Genomic DNA, 17886 nt, shown 5'->3' on the forward strand with positions numbered 1-17886 from the left:
AGTGTTGTTTTCCCCTGTCAGGTGTTCATCATTCGCAACACGCGACCGGCAGCGAAGCTTGATACTGGTGGAGCTGCCCCGGCGTCGCTAGCGTAGGCCCCCGGAACCTGCGTCTCCGTGGCCGCACAGCTGGGCGGCGGCAGCGCGGCCCGACGGACTCGGGAGTGACCAAGAGTGTCCCCAGAGGGATCGACAGACGCGGACGTCGAGACGGCCGACAGACGCACCCTGCGTTACCAGGCGGTCGGCGCCCCCTCGGGTTACCCGGTGTTCCTCATGCACGGCACCCCCGGCAGCCGCATCGGTCCCCGGCCCCGCGCCGGCGTCCTCTACCGCCTGGGCGTCCGCCTGATCAGTTACGACCGGCCCGGTTACGGCGGCTCCGACCGCAAGGCCGGCCGCAGCGTCGCCGACTGCGCGGCCGACGTCGAGCGGATCGCCGATCACCTCGGGCTCGGCACGTTCGCCGTGGTCGGCCGCTCCGGCGGCGGCCCGCATGCGCTGGCCTGCGCGGCCCGGCTGCCCGACCGGGTCTCCCGCGCCGCGGTGCTGGTCAGCTTCGCACCCAACAACGCCGGCGACGACCTCGACTGGTACGAGGGGATGAACGACGCCAACGTGCGCGGGTTCGCCACCACCCCGGCCGAGGAGCAGAAACTCGTGGAGAGCCTGCGCCTGCAGGCCGACCGCACCCGGCGCAGCCCGGTGACCCTGCTCGAATCGCTCCGCGGCCAGATCAGCGGCCCCGACCGGGTGGTGGTCCAGGACCCGACGATCGAGCGGCTGCTGCTGGAGGCGTACGCGGAGGCGACCCGCCCCGGCCCGTACGGCTGGATCGACGACATCCTCGCCCTGCGCCGCGAGTGGGGTTTCCCGCTCGCCGCGATCCGCCAGCGGGTCCGGCTGTGGCACGGCGCCGAGGACAACGTCGTGCCGGCCAGCCACACCCGCTGGCTGGCCGAACGCCTCCCCGACGCCGACCTGCAGGTGCAGAACGACAGCGCCCACTTCGGAGCGATGGGCATCCTCCCGTCCATCCTGTCCTGGCTGGCCGAGGAACCCTCCCTGGTCATCTAGTACGGGTGCGGGTCCAGGGTGCGGTGCAGGTAGCGGCGTTCGCGCATGGCCTCGGCGGCCGGGTGGCCGACGCCCAGGGCCCGGATCAGGCGCTGGAGCACCTCGTTCTCCTCGTCGGGGGACGCGCCGTGCAGGTCCCGGCGCATCAGCACCAGGTTGGCGGCGCAGCGGACCGCGTCCGGGTGTTCCGGGCCGATCACCTGGTCGGCCCGGGCGGAGATCGGCAGGAGCAGTTCGTGCGCCTGCGGCACCGCGCCCCACTCGGCCATGAAGATCGCCTGGTTCATCCGGGCGGCCAGGGTGTACGGGTGTTCCGGGCCCAGCACGATCTCGAACGAGTCCGCCGCCCGCAGCGCCAGCTCCCGCGCCGACGTGAGGTCGCCGCGCGCGCGGGCCACCGCCGCCCGGTTGTTCAGGCAGGACACCGTGTACGGGTGTTCCTCGCCGAACCGCTCGGTGTAGCGCCGCTGCATCTGCAGCAGCTCCGCCTCGGCGCTGGCCGCCTCGCCCACCGCGAGCAGGTTGACCGCCCGGCTCAGCCGGCAGGTCAAGGTCTCCGGCTGGAACGGCCCGAGGACCTGGTTCAGCGTCTCGTACGCCGTCTCCAGGTGCTGGGCCGCGTCCTGCGCCCGCCCGGCGCTGCGCTCGGACACGGCCAGGTTGGTCAGGGCGTTCAGGGTGCGGGGTGCCTCCTCCCCGTAAGCCTGCCGGCACCGGCCGAGGATGTCGCGCAGGAGCGTCACCGACTCCTCGTACTCGCCGGCCTCGCGCAGGTCCCGGCCGAGGCTGCCGCCGGCCAGCAGGGTGACCGAGTGCTGCGGGCCGAGGATCATGCCGGCCCGGGTGAACACCTGCCGGGACCGGTCGCGGGCGGCCCGGAAGTCGCCGACGAACCGCAGCGACGCGGCCAGGTTGTTCAGGGCGAGGAGGCTGCGCTGGTGGTCCTCACCGAAGTACTCCACCCAGGCCGCGGTGGTCTCCTCGTCCAGCTTGCGGGCCTCCGCGTAGCGGCCCAGCGCGCGCAGGTCGCCGCCGAGGCCACCGGCGGTGATCAGGGTGTGCGGGTGGTGGTCGCCGAGCAGCCGCCGCTGCTCGGTCAGGATCGCCTCGTCCATCTCCCGTGAGGTCTCGAACTCGGCCTGGTCGCGGACGATGTTGGCCAGGTTGAACCGCAACTGCAGCAACTGCCGGCTGAGCACGGACCGCGCTTCGGGGTCGGTGACGGTCTCCCGGAGCTGTTCCCAGCGGCGCACGTAGTCCTCGCCGACCCGGCGGCCGTCGTTGAAGCCGCCGGCGAACCAGATGTACCGCAGCCGGTCGATGATCAGCCGCCGGACCGGTTCCTCGAGGGACTGGTGGACCCGGGCGACCTCCAGGTGCGGCCAGATCATCTGGAAGCGCCGCCAGTTGCCCGGGTCGTCGACCTCGCCGGACGGGCGGGCCGCGGCCAGCACCAGGTGCACCTCGCGGCGGGCCTCGTCGCGCTGCTGCGACGTCATCTGCTGGCGCACCACGTGCTGCACGATCCGGTGCACCCGGATCTGGCCGCCGCTGACGTCCACCTTGAGCAGAGCCAGCCGGTTGATCTGCTGGACCAGCGCGCCGCGGTACATGGTCTCGGTGACCATCGGGTCCAGCGGCCGCAGCAACTCGGCCATCCGGTCGCTGTAGACCAGGTCGAGCGCGACCTCGGGGGCCAGCACCGAGCACAGCTGCAGCAGCCGGTAGGCGGCCGCCGACCGCTCCTTGAGGCGCTGGAGCGACAGGTCCCAGATCGGCTGGAGGTCGGACGGGCCGTACTCGTCGAGGTGACCGAGGTATTCGGCGACCGGCTTGCCGGTGTCGGCGAGCCAGGCGCCCGCGGCCGCCACCGCGATGGGCAGGTCGCCGAGCGCGTCGGCGAGCCGGCCGGCGTCGTCCGGCCGCATCGCCGGCACCCGGCGGCGCAGGTGCGCGATGCTCTCCCGGCGGTCGAACACGTCGACCTGGATGGATTCGGCGCGCTCCGCCCAGCCGGCGTCCCGGGACGTGATGATCACGTGGCCGCCGGGGCCGCGGGGCAGGAACCGGGTGACCGTCTCGACGTCCTCGGCGTTGTCCAGAATGACCAGCCAGCGGCGCAGCGACTCGCCCCGGGCCAGCGCCGACAGCACCGCCCGGGCCTGCTCGACGATCGAGCCGCCGCCCGGCAGGCCGAGTTCCCGGCCGAGCTCGGACAGCTGGGTGTCGATGAACGTCACCGGGTCCGAGTTGATCCACCAGACGAAATCGTAAGCGTTGCGGAAGCGGTGGGCGTACTCCATCGCGACCTGGGTCTTGCCGATACCGCCCATGCCCTGCAGCGCCACCGGGGAGGCGCCGGAGAGCACCACCGGGCTGGAGGTGGTCTCCAGCCGGCTGCGCAGCTCGATCAGGTCGTCCTCGCGGCCGGTGAACTGCACGTTGCGGATGGGCGCGTTGAACAGCAGCGTCGCCCGGCCCGGGTAGCGCAGGCCGACCCGGCCGCGGTCGAAGTTGTCGACCGGGTGGCCGACCAGCTTCAGCAGCCGGGTGATCGCGATCTCCTCGGGCTGGCCGACCAGGAAGGCGGAGTCGGCATCGGACTGTCCGCGCAGCGGCCGCACGTCGGCCACGTAGACGACCAGCGGGGCACGCGGGTCGGTGCGCTCCCGCGGCACCCGCGCCTCCTCCCGCTCGGCGTTGGCCGGCGAGATGACGGTGAGCAGGCGGCCGTCCGGGATCGCCCCGCTGTCCGCGTCGAGCCCGCTGGTGACCAGGTTGACGGTCACCCCGGCGGTCTCCAGCACCCGGGCGATCCACTCCGCCCACAGCCGGTCGTCGGGGGCGTGCCGCAGCGCCACCGTGGTCTCCGGCAGCACGGCCGCGCGCACGAACCGGGCCGCGGTGCGTTCCCGCAGCGACTCGTCCATCAGCGGCAGGCCGGTCACCTCGCCGCCGGTGAGGTAGTCGGTCAGCGTCTCGTAGGCGGCCAGCATCGAGGTGCGCGAGCCGGGCCGGTCGCCGAACGTCGCGAGGGTCTCCTCGTACGCGTAGAAGGGCTGATAGGGCACCTCGACGGTGGCCCAGTACGCGTCCCGTTCGGACGGGTTCATGCCGGCCGGCAGGCTGGTGAAGCGCTGCCGGGCGACGAGCCGGCCGGCGTCGGCGCGTTTCTTCTCGGCCAGGTCGACCCGCATCGGCACCGGCAGGATCCGGATGGGCCGGCGGCCGGTGAGCCGGGTGACGTTGGCGGCGACCGTGGCGGCGCCGTCGATGCCCTGCTCGCTGAAGGTGAAGCAGTCGATCAGCACGTCCGGCATGTGCACGGTGCAGATGCCGGCCACGTCGCTCCACCCGGTACGGCTGTCGATCAGCGCGTAGTCGTAGTGCGCCTTCATGTCGTCGCGGAGCGCGTCGAACAGCTGGCCGCCGCCGTAGCGTTCGTAGAACTCGTCCCAGTCCCGCTCGTAGATGCTGCGCGCGTAGTTCTGGTCCTGGTTGCCGGCCGCCAGGAAGTCGATCACGCCGCCGGCCGGGAAGTGCGGCCAGTCGATGCTGAACGCGTGCCGGCTGACCCGGGCGAAGTCGCGGTGCCAGTCGCCGGGCCGTTCCACGTTCTGCATGGTGGCCTGCTCGTAGCGGCGGACCAGCTCGACGACGCCGCCGGAGGAGGCGAGGGCGCCCGGGTCGATGAAGGGCCGGAAGAAGCGGTGCAGGCCGGGTGAGTCGAGGTCCCAGTCGGCGACCAGCACGCGCTTGCCGTTGGCGGCCAGGATCCAGGCCACGTTGGCCAGGGCCATGGTCCGGCCGGTCCCACCCTTGTACGAGTAGAACGTGACGACCTTGCCGCCCGAGTCCTCAAGCATCTGGTGATCCCTCTCCCCCGGAAATCCTGGGCAGGACGGAGTCGGCGCCCTTGGGCAGGAACACCGGGGCGTTCTTCCGGTAGACGGTGCAGGCGTTGTCGATGATGGACGGGAGCCGGTCGACGAGCCGGCCGATGTCCACGATGAGCGTGATCCGGCTCTGGGCCACCCCGGCGGCAGTCAGCGTAGCGGCGACCGACTCGTACAGGCGGGCGCCGCGCGCGACGTACTGCGGATCGGAGTGGTCGGCGACCAGCAGCACCGTCGCCCAGTCGGGCAGCCGGCCGGCCAGCTCACGCAGCCGCTCCTTGCCGCCGGTGGTGCCGGCCAGCCACGGGTCGATCAGCACGAGGGCGGCGCCCTCGGCCAGCCGCAGCAGATCGGTTGCCCGGTCGGCGATCCGGGCCGGCTGGCCGAGACGCTCGGCGACGTTCGCGACGTACTCCGCGATGGGGAACTTCTGCACCCCGCGGTACGGGTTCCAGCTGCGCGGGGACGACCCGTAGGGTGCGGCGGCCCGCCCGCCGGGCCGCTCGGCGCGGGACGGCGCGAGCACCCCGACGGTGAACTGGATGTCGGTGGAGTCGGTCGGTTCGACCTCGACCTCGTCGATGGCGACCGCCTCGCGCCCGGGTCGCGGCGCCGCGGCGGCGGCCGTCACGATCTCGCGGGCCATCCGGGTCACGACGGTGCGGTACTGCCGGCGGTACATGGCCAGCCGGACCATCGCCTGCAGGCCCTCCTCGGCGTACTCCGGGATGCCGGCGCCGAGCCGCAGCGCCGCCGCCCGTTCCGCCTCGCGTTCCCAGCGCGGCCAAGGCACCCACAGCACCGGCAGGACGAACCGCTCGGCGTCGGCCTCGCCGTCGAACCGGCCGGTGAACGATGCCCTCTCGCGCAGCGGCCACGACTTGTTGAAGTAGCCCGGCGAGTAGAGCGCCACGAACACGTCGGTGCTGCTGAGCACCCCGGTCAGCTCGGCCTTCCAGTCGCTCATCGGGCGGACCAGGTCGTCGTAGTAGCCGACCGGGGTGGACGGTTCCGCCCCGGTCAGCTTCGCCACCTCGGCGGACAGCTCGGTGAACAGCCGGCCGGCCCAGTGGTCGGTGTCCGGACGGTCGTCGGCGCGCAGCCGCACCGAGTGGCCGTAGGAGAGGTAGAAGTAGTAGCGCGAGGTCACGGGCCACTCCTCTCGAACGTGGTGCGCAGGCCGTCCTCGCGCTCGAGGTACAGCGGTTTCACCCAGTAGGTGCGCCGGATCCGTTCCACGTGCTGCGCGATCCGCCAGACGACCGCCTCGTACACATTGACCTGCCCGGTCTTGAGCAGCCCGAGCATGCCCTCGGCCTCGTAGGCGGCGCGGTCGGCCGACGGCAGCCGGGGTGGCCGGAAGTAGTTGACCTCGGCCACCACCGGCGGCAGGTCACCGGTCACCGGGGTCCACAGCACCGGGACGATGGCGCTCTCGGCCGGGTCGGCGTCGGGCGCCCGGGGCACCACCTCGCGGCGGGCGAACAGGTCCCACTCGCGGGCGCACCACTCGCTGCGATGCAGGTAGGGCATCGAGAGCAGGCAGACGAACACCTGGCAGGAGCCGGCCGCATAGAGCACCCGGCGGCGCCACAGGTCGCCGCCGGCGGTGTCCACGTCGATGAAGCCGGCGCCCCGGCCGGGCATCGCGCCGACCAGATCGTTGACGTCGGCGGTGAGATCGTCGAAGAACCGGGTGACGAACCGCCCGGCCTCGCGGGGCGGGCCGACCGCGCGCAGGGGCGGCTTGGGGCGCGAATAGCTCAGGAAGAAGACCGGTGCGGCCGGATCCTCGTTCTTGAACTCGCCAGTCACCCGTCGTGCCTCCCCAGGACCCGGTGATCTCAGTCAACCATGCGCGGGCAACCGGTCACGACCACCCGGCCACCGTCTCGGCCATCCGCGCGGTGAACCGGCGGCCGGCCTCGGTGAGCCGCTCCCCCGATCGCAGGGCGGTCAGGGCGGCGGCCGTCCAATCGCGATACATCACATAGTTCGGCCGGGCCCCGGGAACCCCCCGCTCGGTGCGCCGCCGCCAGATGTCGGCGATGGCCAGATGGGCGTACGTGCCCTGGATGGCGGCCTCGATCGGGCGCGGGTCGGGCCGCCAGCCGACGGACAGCCGGTCGGCCACCGCGCTGTCCGGGACCAGGTCGATCAGGTCGAGCACGGCGCCGAGCTTGGTGTGCTGGAACTCGTGCACCAGCATCACGGCCATGGCGGCCGGATCGTCGGTGTAGGCGATACCGAGCGCGCCGTACGCGTGCCGGGAGGTGGCGCTGCGCAGGGTGCCGTCCGGGGCGGGCACCAGCGGGGTGATCACCGTGACGCCGCGGCGCAGCCCGTCCGCCTGGTCGGGGGCGTCCCGCTCGACCCATTCCCACGCCCGGTCCAGCACGGACACCCAGGCCGAGGCGTCGCCGACCGGGCCGGCAGCCGGATATCCGAACCGGTCGCGGTACGGGTCGGCGTCGTCCAGCCGCACCGGCTTCCCGCCCAGCCGCACGTAGGTGGCGGCGGCGGACTTCTCCACCTCGGCGGCGAGCACCCCGAGGCGCCCGAAGTCGGGTTCGGAGTTGGACTCGTCGAGGCAGGTCACCGCCCAGGACCGCACGAACGGGCCGGCGATGACCTGGTTGAACGCGACCGGCGACCGGCGCTCCACCTCGGGCAGCGTCTTCCAGTCCCCGGCAAGCGCCGCCACCTCGCTCACCAGCGCCCGGTTGATCGCCAGTTCGGCGTCGGCCAGCAGCTCGACCGCCTCGGCGTCGCCGAATCCGTAACCGAGCTGGTCGAACACCGCGGGCGGGAGCGAACCGAGGTCGCCGGGCGGCGCCGGCCGTTCGTTGATGGTGATGATGAGCTCCTTCAGGTCGTCGCAGTAGACCGACGGATTGTCGAAGCCGTTCGCGGCCCGGTAGCGGTGCGCGGTCATCCCGCCGCCGCACTGCCGCACCACCGGGCAGGCCCGGCAGGTGGCCGAGAGCACGGCCAGGCCACCCCGGCGGCGGCGCATGGCGGGCTGCTCGGTGACCTCGTCGGCGCCGGCGGTGAAGACGGTGAGACCGGTCGCGCCGCCGCCGTCCACCGTGGTCTTCATCGAGTCGGGTTCCTCCCAGGCCCCGTCGGTCTCGATCACCACGATGTCGCCGGCGTCGATCCCGATGGCCTCGGTGGCGCTCGGGCCGCCGGCCGCGAGTGCGGCGATCGAGTCGAACAGCCTGATCGGCACCGGCCGGCCGTCGGCGACCCAGCGCTCGTGCACGGCCAGCAGCCAGGCCGCGTACGAGCCCGGCGGGGGCGGGTCGGCCCAGGTGGCGTGGGGCAGCAGCAGATCGATGCGGGGCGCCTTCTCGGCGAGCAGCGCCTCGTAGACGGCGATCGGGTCGTTGGTCAGGTCCACCGTGCACAGCAGGCCGGCGTAGAGCGGCCGGTAGCGGGGCTGCCGCAGCAGGGCGAGGGCGCGCAGCGTCTGCGGATGGCTGGTGGCGCCGTTGCGGAACCGCCGGTGGAGATCGTTGGCGGCCCGGTCGCCGTCCAGCGACACCCCGACCCGGACCCCGGCCTCGAGCAGCACCTCGGCCATCGGGGCGTCCAGGCGTACGCCGTTGGTCTGCATCCGCAGGCTCAGTTCGGCGGCCGGGCCGATCGTCTCGCGCAGCTCGCGCAGGACCTCGCGAAGGCGCGCAGCGCCGAGCAGCAGCGGTTCGCCGCCGTGCAGGATGACGCCGACCCGGGCGATGTCGTGCGCCCGGGCGTGATCGGCGATCCGCCCGGCGGCCGCCCGCACCGTCGCCATGCTCATCACCGGTGGACGGCCGCGCCACGACTGGTCGCGATGCTCGTAGACGTAGCAGTGGTCACATGCGAGGTCGCATCGGCTGGCGACCTTCAGCACGAAGTGGCGCAGCGGACGCCACGGAACCTCCACCCGGGTCAGATCCCCGAGCCGAAGGAGGCAGTCACCTCGGACCGGTCACGTCGCACGATTCGATGCACGATCCGCGCCGCCGCGGTGCGATCGATCCGGTCGATCGGGCTGTTGCGCGCCTCGTCAAGCGGCGCAGGCGTGCCCGTGGTGGTGCTGCGTTCCACGTCGTGTCCCCCAAACGAGCGCTCAGGTGCGGCCGTTGCGAGCATAGACAACACCCGACGTCATGTCACGGCGACGGTTGGTGATCCAGTTGGGGTGCGGGCGCCCCGGCGGGTCGCGCCGATTCCGGCGGCGACCACCAGCGTGACGCCGGCGGCGCCGGCCACGCCGGGGATCTGGTGCAGGCCGACCGCCCCGATCAACAGGGCGAATGCCGGCTCGAGAGCCATCAGCGTGCCGAACGCGGCCGTCGTCAGCCTGCGCAGGGCGAGCATTTCCATGCCGAACGCGATGAGCAGCACCACGCCGAGCAGGAAGCCGCGCAGCAGCTGATCTCCCGTCAGTTTGCCCAAAGTGGACGGATCGACGGTAAGCGTGGCGACCAGGGCGGCGACCGGCATCGACACCGCGAGGCCCTTGATCCCGTCGACCCGGTCGCCGACCCGCTGGGTCAGGATGATGTAGGCGCCCCAGCAGACCGCCGCACCGAGCGCGTAGACCACGCCCAGCGGATCGGCGCCGCCCTCCCACGGTGTGGTCAGCAGCAGCACGCCGACCGCCGCGCAGGCCGGCCAGAGCACCGAGCGGCGGTTCTGGGCGGCGGCGACGCCGAGCGGGCCGAGGAACTCGATCGCGCTGGCGGTGCCGAGCGGCAGCCGGCCCACCGCGGCCATGAACAGGATCGTGGCTCCGGCGGTGGCCACCCCGAGCAGCGCGGCCGCGCCGAGGTCGCGGGCGGTGAAGTCGCGGGCTCTCGGCCGGATCAGGATGAGCAGCAGCAGGCCGGCCCAGGACAGGCGCAGCCAGGCGGCACCCTCGGCGCCGAGTTGGTCGATCAGGCCGACGCTCGCCGCGACGCCGGCCTGAACGGTCAGCATCGCGGCCACGGCCAGTGCGGTTCCCCTCGTCATACCTTGGTTCTACGGTGCCGGAACTGTTCGTGTCCACGTGCCGATGCTGGACATACCGTTCGGCATTTCCGCACAATCATCCGATGGAGACGCGCAGGCTGCGGTTACTCGTCGAACTGGCCCGGCTCGGGTCGATGCGCGAGGTCGCCGAGGAGATGGGGCTCACCACCTCGACCGTCTCGCAGCAGCTCGCGATCCTGGCCCGGGACACCGGCGCCGCGCTCGTCGAGCCGGACGGGCGGCGGGTGCGGCTCACCCCGGCCGGGCGGCGCCTCGCCGCGCACGGCGTGACGATCCTGGCCGCCGTCGAGGCGGCCCGGCTCGATCTGGACCCGTCCGCGTCGCCCGCGGGGGAACTGCGGGTGGCCGGGTTCGCCACCGCGATCCGGCGCACCCTGCTGCCGGCGCAGGCGCGGCTGGCCCGCGACCATCCCCGGGTGCGGCTGCTGATCCACGAGCACGAGCCGTTCGAGGCGTTCGCGCTGCTCGACGGCGACGACGTCGACCTGGCCCTGACCTACGACTACAACCTGGCCCCCGTCGCCTTCCCGGACCGTTACGAGACGCGGGCGCTCTGGACGGTGCCGTGGGGGCTGGCCGTGCCGGCCGGCACCACCCTGGCCGACGCCTGGGAGCGGGACTGGATCGTCAACTCCCGCAACACCGCCGACGAGGAGGTGGCCCGCACCCTGGCCTCGCTCAACGGGTTCACCCCGCGGATCGTGCACCGCTGCGACAGCCTCGATCTCGTGCAGGACCTCATCGTGGCCGGGCTCGGGGTGGGCCTGCTGCCGGCGGACGAGACCGTCGTCGCCGGCATCGAGGTGCTGCCGCTCCGGGCCCCGGCGGTCGAGCTCCGCGCGTACGCGGTCAATCGCCGCGGCCGGACCGCCTGGCCGCCGCTCGCCCTGGTGGTCGGCCTGCTTCGCTCCTGAAAGCGAAGCAGGCCGATCCGGTCGGTGTCAGCTCGCCGGCCGGCTGGCCGCGGCCACCGCGGCCCGCACCGTCTCGGCGCTCGCCGGGGTGCCGATCGGGTCCTCGAAACTGCCGTAGGGCGGGCCGTAGGCGGGCTGGCCCGGCTCGACCCGCCAGCTCTCGCTCAGCGGGCCGACGTCCACCGCGTCGTAGCCGATCGCGTCGAGGAACGCCGTCGCGGCCTGCTTGGCCTCGGCGTCGTCACCGGCGATGGTCAGCGAGGTGCGGTCGCCGGCGCCCTGCGGGCGGGCCAGGTTGCCGAGGTGCTTGAAGAAGATGTTGTTGAACACCTTCACGACCTTGGCCGCCTTGAGGTGCTGCTGCTCCAGCTCGGCGCTGGTCAGTGTGCCCTCGTCGAGCTCGGCGACCTGCCCGTCGCGCTGCGGGTAGTAGTTGTCGGTGTCCAGCACCACCTTGCCGGCCAGTTCCTCGGCGGGCAGCGTGGTGTGCGCGTGGAACGGCACGCTGACCACCACGATGTCGCCCGTGGTCGCCGCCTCGGCCGCGGTCGCCGCCCGGGCCTTGGGCCCGATCTCGGCCACCAGGCCGGCGAGGGTCTCCGGCCCGCGCGAGTTGCTCACCACGACGTCGTAGCCGGCTTTCGCCGCCAGCCGCGCCACGGTCCCGCCGATGTTCCCACTACCGATGAATCCCACAGTCGTCATGCCCGCTGCCAACAATCATCCGGCCCTGATCATTTCGTGACGCCGGATACCCCGGGCTCAACCGCCGGACAGCAGCGTTCCGCTGCCGAGATCGACGAGGACCGGGGCGAAGTTGTAGCAGCCGACCGCCAGCAGGTCGCCGGCCACCGACATGGCGGCCGGCTCCGGGGTGAGTGCACGTTCCCACAGCAGCGTGCCGGTGGTGTCGAAGGCGGTCAGGGTGCGGGTGGTCCGCTCGGCCACCACGATCGTGGTGTCGTGGTGCCAGGCCAGGATCAGCGGCAGGGTGGTCGGGACCTGGCCGGTCCAGCGGACGTACAGGTCCTCGTTGTGGACCTCGAAGAAACCGTGCTGGTGGGCCACGGCGAGGGTCCGGCCGCTCGGCGACCAGGCCGCGGCGGTGATCGGCGGGAACTGCTGCGAGCCGGGCAGGCCCGGCTGCAGCAGCGGGCTGGTGCGGCGCAGGGTGCCGTCGGCGTACGCGCCGTGCAGGATGTCGTCGGCGGCGTGCAGGGCCAGGCAGACCGACGGGCGGCCGAGGATCTGGGCGTGCCGCACGCTGCTCTCGACGTTCCACACGCTGACCACGCCGTCGGCCGGGGCGCAGGCCAGGTAGCGGCCGTCGGGCAGCCAGGTCAGCGGGCCCGGGCCGGCCGTGGGTGAGCGCAGCGACAGCAGCGCGACCGGCGGGCGTTCGCCGTCGAGCTCCCAGACCGTCACCCGGCCGTCCATGGACAGGGTTGCCAGGATGCCGGTGGTGACCGGGTGCCAGGCCGCCGCGACCACGCGGTAGCGGTCACGAAGGCGGGTGAGGAGGCGCGGGCGTCGCGGGGAGTCGACGGTCCACAGTTTCAGGTCCCCGTTGGGGGCGGTCGTTGCGAGCAGGCGGCCGTCGCCGCTGAAGGACGTGACTGTTGCCAGTGGATGGGTGCCGATTTCTGATCCCCAGATTACGAGCCGCCGCCACGGCAAAATGGCCCGAACGAGGTGCAAAGCCATATTCGAGTATGGATACCTCCATAGCAAGAGCCGGGCCCAACTTTTGTGAGCGAATGCCTACGCTCCGCCCGGGACCATACCGGGCGGAGCGCTCCCAGCCCGTACGGCTAAGGGGTCTGGAATTTCTCGAAGAAGACGACCTCGTCGAGCGGCCGTCGTTTCGGCTGGGACCACCGCCCCTTGGCCGGGTAACCCAGCGGGATCAGGGCCATCGTCAGCGCGTCGGACGGCAGGCCCAGCAGTTCGCGGACCTCGGCCTCGTGGCCCATGTAGAGCGTGGTCAGGGTGGAACCGATGCCGTGCGCCCGGGCCGCCAGCATCAGTTGCTGGACGGCGCCGTAGATGGACGAGCCGAGCCGGGGGTTCTGCGATCTCGCGGCGCCGAGCAGGACCGGGAAGATCCAGACGGGGGCCTCGGCCAGGTGGTTGGCCAGGTGGTCGGCGGCGTTGAAGCTGGCCGCGCTCATTCCCTCCGGGTCGGCGAGGATCTGCTCGCGGCGGGAACCGTAGGCTTTGTTCCAGCCCTCCAGGTAGTACTCGGCGATCTTCGCCTTGACCTCCGGGTCGCGGACCACGATCCAGGCCCAGCCCTGGGAGTTGCCGCCGCTGGGGCCGCGCACGGCGGCGTCCAGCAGCTCTCGGATGATCTCGTCGCTGATCGGCTCGGGCGACAGGTAACGGCGGGCGGGGGTGCTGTGCAGGGCTTCCTGCACGGTGAGCGGTTCCGGCATGGTCACACGATAATTGGCGGCATGGGCAGCTACGTGAAATCGGTGACGTTCGACTGTGCCGACGCGCTCGTGGTCGGGCGGTTCTGGGCGGCCGCCCTCGGCGGTGAGCTCGACGAGAACGCGACGCCGGCCAAGGCGTTCGTGGAGGCGCCCGGCTGGGGCGGTCCGAACCTGTGGTTCCAGCGTGTTCCGGAAACGCGAACCGCCAAGCTGCGCATGCACTTCGACCTGCGCGCGCCGGGCGGTGTCCCGGAGGAGGTGAAACGGCTCGAAGGGCTGGGGGCCACGGTGTTCGCCACCCACGGGGACCTGGTCGTGATGCAGGACCCCGAGGGCAACGAGTTCTGCGTGGAGGCCTGAACTACTTCTTCTTCTTGCCCTTGCCGGCCGCGGCCAGCTCCTTCTTCGGGTACTTCTCGTTGAAGCTCTGGATGATCGGCATGCCGACGTGGACCATGTCCCGGCTGCGGTGCGCCACGTCCTCGGGGGTCAGCGGGTGCTTGGCCGGAGGCAGCTGCGCGGCGATCGAGCCGGTGAAGGCCAGCAGGTCGTTCACCGAGCCCGGGAAGCTGCGGCACAGCTCGACGGCCGCGCGCAGCTGCGACTGCGGCACGCCGGCGGTGTACTCGCGCATACCGGCCACCCAGGCGCCCGGGTGCACCAGGTAGCCGGCCGGCAGGCCGCCGGGACCGCCGATCGGGTCGAGCGCCTTGCGCCGCTCGACCGGGGCCGGCCTGGTGTTCAGCACCATGAAGAGGGCGCCCGCGCCGAACAGCAGCAGCGGGATCATGATGGCGGCGCCGGTGCCGACGCCGGCGATCAGCAGCCCGACGAAGAGGATCGCCAGGATCATCGCGCCGGCCATGTACTCGCGGACGCCGTCGCGGGAGGCGCCCGCCTCGGCGTCCGACGCGCAGCGGCGGATGAGGCCTTCCAGGACCGGGTCGGTGGGCCGCCATTTGTCGGCCCGGATCGGCATTTCACGCTGGGGCTGCGTCACCGTCGCTGGTCCTTTCGCACGCTGCAGAGGAGGTCGCAGCGAGTATCGGTCGCCGGACCGGCCGGGTTGAGGTTTCAGGCGGCCAGGGCCGCATATCGGCCGCCCGCGCCGACCAGCGCCTCGTGGGTGCCGGCCTCCAGGACCCGGCCGTGGTCGACGACGACGATCTGGTCGGCGTCGCGGATGGTGGACAGCCGGTGGGCGATCGTCACCGTGGTGCGGCCCCTCGCCAGCTCGTCGAAGGCACGCTGCACGGCCCGCTCGGTCTCGTTGTCGAGGGCGCTGGTGGCCTCGTCGAGCACCAGGATGCGCGGGTCGCGCAGCAGGGTGCGGGCGATCGCGATGCGCTGCTTCTCGCCGCCGGAGAACCGGTGCCCGCGCGAGCCGACCTGGGTGTCGTAGCCGTCCGGCAGGGCGGCGATCCGGTCGTGGATCTGCGCGGCCCGGGCGGCCGCCTCGATCTGCTCGTCGGTGGCGTCCGGGCGGGCGTACCGCAGGTTTTCCCGGACGGTGGTGTGCAGCAGGTAGGTCTCCTGGCTGACCACGCCCACGATCGACGTCAGGTCGGCCAGGGAGAGGTCGCGCAGGTCGACACCGTCGATGGTGATCCGGCCCGCGGTGGGGTCGTAGAGGCGGGCGATCAGGGCGGCCAGGGTGCTCTTGCCGGAGCCGGTCTCGCCCACCAGGGCCAAGGAGGTGCCGGCCGGGACGTCGAGGCTCACCCCGGCGACCGCGGCGGCCTCACTGCCGGGGTACGCGAAGGTGACGTCCTCGAAGCGCAGGTGGCCCTTGGCGTCGATCTTGACGGGCTGGTCCGGCTCCTGGATGTCGACCGTGAGATCGAGGTATTCGAAGATGCGGGCGAACAGCGCCAGCGAGCTGGTCAGCTGGACACCGACGTTGAGCAGGCCCATCAGCGGGCGGAACAGCCCGCTCTGCAGGGCGGTGAAGGCGACCAGGGTGCCGATGCTCATCGTGCCCCGGGTGAACGGCAGGCCGGCGGCCAGGTAGATGACGGCCGGGATGGCGGCGAAGACGATCGACATGGACGCCATCCGCCAGCGCCCGGCCAGCTCGGACCGCAGCTCGAGGTCGATCAGCCGGGTCGACGAGCCGGTGAACCGCTCGATCAGCGCCGGGGCGGTGCCCATGGTCTTGGCCAGCTGGACGCCGCTGATCGACAGGCCCTCCTCGATCGTCACGTTCAGGTCGGCCAGCTCACGCTGCCGCTGCGCGGTGATCTCGCGGCGCATCTGGGCGACCCGCCGGGACAGGAGGATGGCGGGTGGCAGCACGACCACCGAGACCAGGGTGAGCTGCCAGGACAGCGCGGCCATCGCGACCACGGTGGCGACCGCGGTGGTCAGGTTCGACGCGATCGACGTGGCGGTCGAGGTGACCACCGACTCCATGCCGCCGATGTCGTTGGTGATGCGCGACTGCACCTCGCCGGTGCGGGTGCGGGTGAAGAACCCGATCGACTGCCGCTGGAGGTGGGTGAAGACGTCGACGCGCAGCCGGTGCATGACCTTCTGGCCGACGGCGGTGGAGATCCAGGTCTGGACGACGCCGAGCGCGGCGGTCACGGCGGCGACGGCGACCATGCCGATCACCAGCCAGACCAGCAGGCGTACGTCGGCGTGCGGCAGCGCGTCGTCGATCACGGCGCGCAGCAGGAACGGGGAGGCCATCGCGATGATGGAGGAGAGCACGATGATCAGTACGACGATGCCGAGCGACCATCGGTGCGTGGTGAAGAGGGAGCCGATGCGGCGCAGCGAAACCTCGCGTGCCTGCGCCTTCTCGGCGGCGGTGGGTTTCTTTCCGGATGGGCGAGCCAAGTGTGTCTCCTGTTCGTCAGTAATTACTGAGGTTACCTCATCTTGAGGTAAGAACAGGAGTTGCTGCTACCGTATTCCTTCGTGGAGATCGAGGACAGCCTCGCGGAGGCGTTCTGGGCGGTGGCCCGGCGGCTGCGGCACCGCACCCGGGTCGCCCTGGAGCCGTGGGACCTCTCCCCCTCGCTCGCCCGCGCGCTGAGCGTGCTCTCCCGGCACGGTGACGTGCGGCTGAGCACCCTCGCCGATCATCTGCGGATCGCGCCGCGGAGCGCCACCGAGGTCGCCGACGATCTGACCCGGCTGGGCCTGGCCGCCCGGCTGCCCGACCCGGACGACCGGCGGGCGACGCTGCTGACCCTGACCCCGGCCGGCCGGGAGACCGCCACGGCGATCCAGGCCGCCCGGCTGACCGAGGGCGACCGGTTCTTCGAGGTTCTGGACGAGAAGGAGCGCGCCGACCTGTCGAGGATTATGCGAAAGCTCTCATCCGGCTGATCGCCGTCGCGCACGCCGCCGAACCGGCCGCGCACAGCAGGGCCAGGGTCAGCGCGGACGGCACGTTCATCCCGCCCACCCGGTCGAGGATGCCCAGCACCAGCAGCGCCACGATGCAGACCGCGAAGACGACGGTGGCCAGATGGGTCAGCACCCCGCCGGCCGGGGCCGGGTGCGGGCGGATGCCGCCGGGCGGGATCCGCAGCGACTCGGCGAAATCATCGGTGATCCGCACCAGCGACTCGGCGTCGACGATGCTCTGCTCGGCCGCGGTGATGCGGCGCAGCTCGGTCTCGGCCCGGGCGTGGCCGGGTTCGAGCGTGAGCGCCCGGCCGTGCGCCTCGCGCGCGCTCAGCGGCCGCCCGGCGGCGAACAGCGCCACTCCGTGCGCGACCTGAAGATCGGCGTCGTAGTGGGCGAACTCCGCCCCGGCCGCCATCACCCGCTCGGCCTCGGTGACCCGCCCGGCCGCGAGCAGCGCCCGGCCGTGCCGCTCGATCAGCCGCGGGTTGCCCGGGTCCTCGCCGCACCCGGCCGACGCGGCGGTGATCGCCAGGTCGTGCCGGCCGGACGCCGTGTAGGCCGCGCTCACCCAGTACAGCGCCTCGGCACCGCTGGGCTCGAGTTGGAGGGCGTGCCGGGCGGCGTCCAGGGCCTCGGCCGACTGCCGGAGCTCGAGGTGCGCGCGGGCCAGCAGCAGCCAGGCGTCCACGTTGCCGGGCTGCTTCCCGACGACGGGGGCGAGCAGGGTCGCGGCCTGGCCGGCGCGGCCGCTGGTCAGCAGGGCGCCGGCCTGGTCGAGGAGGAGTTCGGTATGCACGCCCGACACGTTCGGCCCCGGCCGCGCCGACCTGCGAAGGGTGCCGGGAGCGCTCCGGTTGTCGCTCGTTGCGAAAGTGGTCCAGGTCACCGGGCCGACTCTCAACCGGCGGGTGCGAGCAACCGATGCATGAGGTTGCAACACAGGAGCGGAAGGAGACGACGATGACCATTCGAACCGGGGGCATCGAGAACACCCGCTGGGTTTCGCACATCGCCCAGATCCACCTGACCACCGACCGCCGGCGGCTCGACGCCGATGTGGTGGCCGGCGCCGACCAGCGGGTGATCGCCGCCGACAAGGCCGCGGTCGTCGAGAGCCGGCAGGACTACGCCCAGGTGCTCGGGCGGACCCGCTTCGACGTGACGGTCTGATCTACCCCA

General features: G+C 72.3%; 17 protein-coding genes. 5 read left to right on the forward strand and 12 right to left on the reverse strand.

From position 1 onward, the window contains the following. The first annotated feature begins 174 nt into the window (after positions 1-174). A complete protein-coding gene (locus Ato02nite_RS33745) occupies positions 175-1077 on the forward strand; it encodes an alpha/beta fold hydrolase (RefSeq protein WP_246607760.1) in 903 nt (300 codons plus the stop codon). On the opposite strand, the gene fxsT is transcribed toward Ato02nite_RS33745, so the two are convergent. Genes fxsT through Ato02nite_RS33775 form a run of 6 tightly spaced genes read right to left on the reverse strand, consistent with a single transcriptional unit; the run spans position 1074 to position 9977 of the window. Next, complete coding sequence (gene fxsT, locus Ato02nite_RS33750; protein ID WP_213010721.1) at positions 1074-4943, reverse strand: FxSxx-COOH system tetratricopeptide repeat protein; 3870 nt, start codon at positions 4941-4943, stop codon at positions 1074-1076. The genes Ato02nite_RS33745 and fxsT overlap by 4 nt on opposite strands. After that, positions 4936-6123: a TIR-like protein FxsC gene (locus tag Ato02nite_RS33755; protein WP_213010722.1), complete on the reverse strand. Its 1188-nt coding sequence runs from the start codon at positions 6121-6123 to the stop codon at positions 4936-4938. The genes fxsT and Ato02nite_RS33755 overlap by 8 nt, the downstream gene beginning before the upstream one ends. Then, positions 6120-6788, reverse strand: coding sequence for a TIR-like protein FxsC (locus tag Ato02nite_RS33760; RefSeq protein ID WP_213010723.1), 669 nt, complete (start codon positions 6786-6788; stop codon positions 6120-6122). The genes Ato02nite_RS33755 and Ato02nite_RS33760 overlap by 4 nt, the downstream gene beginning before the upstream one ends. A gap of 55 nt (positions 6789-6843) precedes the next feature. Then, positions 6844-8904, reverse strand: coding sequence for an FxsB family cyclophane-forming radical SAM/SPASM peptide maturase (locus Ato02nite_RS33765; RefSeq protein ID WP_213010724.1), 2061 nt, complete (start codon positions 8902-8904; stop codon positions 6844-6846). A gap of 5 nt (positions 8905-8909) precedes the next feature. Continuing rightward, entirely contained in the window at positions 8910-9068 is a 159-nt protein-coding gene (locus Ato02nite_RS33770; RefSeq protein WP_213010725.1) for a hypothetical protein, read from the reverse strand. 60 nt (positions 9069-9128) lie between these two features. Next, on the reverse strand, positions 9129-9977 hold the full coding sequence (locus tag Ato02nite_RS33775; protein ID WP_213010726.1) for an EamA family transporter: 849 nt from the start codon (positions 9975-9977) through the stop codon (positions 9129-9131). A gap of 83 nt (positions 9978-10060) precedes the next feature. Here Ato02nite_RS33775 and Ato02nite_RS33780 point away from each other — a divergent pair, with 83 nt between their 5' ends. After that, the gene (locus tag Ato02nite_RS33780) at positions 10061-10912 is read left to right on the forward strand and encodes a LysR family transcriptional regulator (protein ID WP_213010727.1); all 852 of its coding nucleotides are present in this window, start codon (positions 10061-10063) and stop codon (positions 10910-10912) included. A 27-nt stretch (positions 10913-10939) separates the two neighbouring features. Here Ato02nite_RS33780 and Ato02nite_RS33785 read toward each other — a convergent pair whose 3' ends face one another. The 3 genes from Ato02nite_RS33785 to Ato02nite_RS33795 form a co-directional block, all read right to left on the reverse strand. Beyond that, the gene (locus Ato02nite_RS33785; RefSeq protein ID WP_213010728.1) at positions 10940-11617 is read right to left on the reverse strand and encodes an NADPH-dependent F420 reductase; all 678 of its coding nucleotides are present in this window, start codon (positions 11615-11617) and stop codon (positions 10940-10942) included. 57 nt (positions 11618-11674) lie between these two features. Further along, positions 11675-12616, reverse strand: a complete 942-nt coding sequence (locus tag Ato02nite_RS33790; RefSeq protein ID WP_213010729.1) for a WD40 repeat domain-containing protein — start codon at positions 12614-12616, stop codon at positions 11675-11677. 107 nt (positions 12617-12723) lie between these two features. Then, on the reverse strand, positions 12724-13347 hold the full coding sequence (locus tag Ato02nite_RS33795; protein WP_213010730.1) for a nitroreductase family protein: 624 nt from the start codon (positions 13345-13347) through the stop codon (positions 12724-12726). A gap of 21 nt (positions 13348-13368) precedes the next feature. On the opposite strand from Ato02nite_RS33795, the gene Ato02nite_RS33800 reads away from it, so the two are divergent. Then, a complete protein-coding gene (locus tag Ato02nite_RS33800; protein WP_213010731.1) occupies positions 13369-13707 on the forward strand; it encodes a VOC family protein in 339 nt (112 codons plus the stop codon). A 1-nt stretch (position 13708) separates the two neighbouring features. Here the strand turns inward: Ato02nite_RS33800 and Ato02nite_RS33805 are convergent, their stop codons facing one another. Continuing rightward, complete coding sequence (locus tag Ato02nite_RS33805) at positions 13709-14347, reverse strand: hypothetical protein (protein ID WP_213010732.1); 639 nt, start codon at positions 14345-14347, stop codon at positions 13709-13711. Between the two features lie 74 nt (positions 14348-14421). After that, complete coding sequence (locus Ato02nite_RS33810; protein WP_213010733.1) at positions 14422-16188, reverse strand: ABC transporter ATP-binding protein; 1767 nt, start codon at positions 16186-16188, stop codon at positions 14422-14424. Positions 16189-16275: 87 nt separating this feature from the next. Between Ato02nite_RS33810 and Ato02nite_RS33815 the strand changes: the two genes are divergently transcribed. Beyond that, positions 16276-16683: a MarR family winged helix-turn-helix transcriptional regulator gene (locus Ato02nite_RS33815; protein WP_213010780.1), complete on the forward strand. Its 408-nt coding sequence runs from the start codon at positions 16276-16278 to the stop codon at positions 16681-16683. On the opposite strand, the gene Ato02nite_RS33820 is transcribed toward Ato02nite_RS33815, so the two are convergent. Then, entirely contained in the window at positions 16658-17503 is an 846-nt protein-coding gene (locus tag Ato02nite_RS33820) for a tetratricopeptide repeat protein (protein ID WP_213010734.1), read from the reverse strand. The genes Ato02nite_RS33815 and Ato02nite_RS33820 overlap by 26 nt on opposite strands. A gap of 164 nt (positions 17504-17667) precedes the next feature. On the opposite strand from Ato02nite_RS33820, the gene Ato02nite_RS33825 reads away from it, so the two are divergent. Then, positions 17668-17877 (forward strand): hypothetical protein, encoded by a 210-nt coding sequence (locus tag Ato02nite_RS33825; protein ID WP_213010735.1) that lies wholly within the window; start codon positions 17668-17670, stop codon positions 17875-17877. The last annotated feature ends 9 nt before the right edge of the window (positions 17878-17886 follow it).

Origin of the sequence: Paractinoplanes toevensis, assembly GCF_018332695.1 — a bacterium.
Taxonomy (GTDB): Bacteria; Actinomycetota; Actinomycetes; order Mycobacteriales; family Micromonosporaceae; genus Actinoplanes; species Actinoplanes toevensis.